This window comes from Amycolatopsis sp. NPDC003731 (genome assembly GCF_053586895.1).
The window spans coordinates 1-1,410 of the sequence record NZ_JBSFNC010000311.1 but is presented as its reverse complement, the minus strand read 5'-3'; the positions used below and the strand labels follow the sequence as shown (position 1 = coordinate 1,410).

Annotated in this window: 1 protein-coding gene; it reads right to left on the bottom strand. The window is 70.6% G+C overall.

The annotated features are described in order from the left end of the window. Positions 1–49 precede the first annotated feature (49 nt). Entirely contained in the window at positions 50–1,318 is a 1,269-nt protein-coding gene (locus ACWDN5_RS46780; protein ID WP_449680796.1) for an aminotransferase family protein, read from the bottom strand. Positions 1,319–1,410: the final 92 nt, after the last annotated feature.

Sequence of the window (1,410 nt, the reverse complement as noted above, 5' to 3'; positions counted from 1 at the left end):
GAATGACTCATTCGGGACCTCCGACGTCCCGAATGAGTCATTCGCGACCTCACACCTGCGCCGCCAGGCGGTCCAGTGCCTTCGGCAACGCCGCCGCCAGCAAATCCAGCTCCGGCTCCGCCGCCACCAACGGCGGTGATACCGCCACCCCGCGCCCGAGGTTGCGCACGATCACACCCTCGTCGCGGCAGGCTCGCTGCAGCTTCACCGGTGCCCCGGGGTCGGCGTCGAGCAGCTCCGCGCTCAGTTCCACCGCCGCCAGGAAGCCCAGGCCGGCCCGCACCTCGGCGACCAGCGAATGCCCCGCCACTCCCGATACCGCGTCCGCCAGGGGTTTCTCCAGCTCGCGGCCGCGCGGGATCAAGCCGTCGCGCTCGTAGATGTCCAACGTGGCCAAGCCCGCCGCGCACGCCACCGGGTGCCCTGCGTACGTCGGGCCGTGGCGGAAGATCGGGGCTCCCGGCGCCCCCGTGAAGAACGGCGAAGCCACCTTCGGCGCCACCACCAGCGCTCCCAGCGGGATCGTTCCGCCCGTGATGCCCTTCGCCGTCGTGATCATGTCCGGTTGCACCGGCCACCGGTCGATTCCGAACCACGTGCCCAGCCGGCCCCAGGCCGCGATCACGCAGTCCGCCACGAACAGCACCTCGTGGCGGCGGCAGATCGCCGCCACCTCCTCGAGGTAGCCCTCCGGCGGCAGCAGCACGCCGCCCGCGCCGATCACCGGCTCGCAGAAGAACGCCGCCACCCGCGACGCACCCACGCGCTCGATCTCCGCCTCCAGCGCCGTCGCATCGTCATATGCCACGTGGGAAAACGAAGGCGGCTGCGGGCCCACCCCCGCCGCGTTCGCCGGGATGCCGCCCACCGCCGTGCCGAACCCGTGGGTTCCGTGGTAGCCCTGCGCCCGGCCGATCACGTGGACCTTTTCCGGCCGCTCCGTCTGCGCGAAGTACGCGCGGGCCAGCTTCACCGCCGTGTCGATGACGTCGCCGCCGCCCGAACCGAAGAACACCTTCGACCCCGGCTCCGGCGCCAAGGCCGCCACCCGGTCCGCCAGCTCGATCGCCGGGCGGTTCGCGTTGTAGCCGAACAGGTTCCACGAGTCGAGCTCGGACAGCTGGCGGGAAACCGCTTCGGTGATCTCGGGACGGCCGTGGCCGAAGTTCGCGTACCAGAGCGACGCCGTCGCGTCGAAGTACCTGCGGCCGGTGTCGTCCCAGATGTACGAACCCTCGGCCCGGGTGACGACCATCCGGTCACCGTCGACCGCGCCCATGTCGGCGAACGGGTGCCACAGGGCGTGCTGTGCTGCCATCGGTCCTCCATAAGATTGTTGGTGTTCAGGACGGGTTGTCCTGGATGCCCAGGGCGATGGGGTGTGGCTGATCGGTCCTTGCCTTGTGTGGT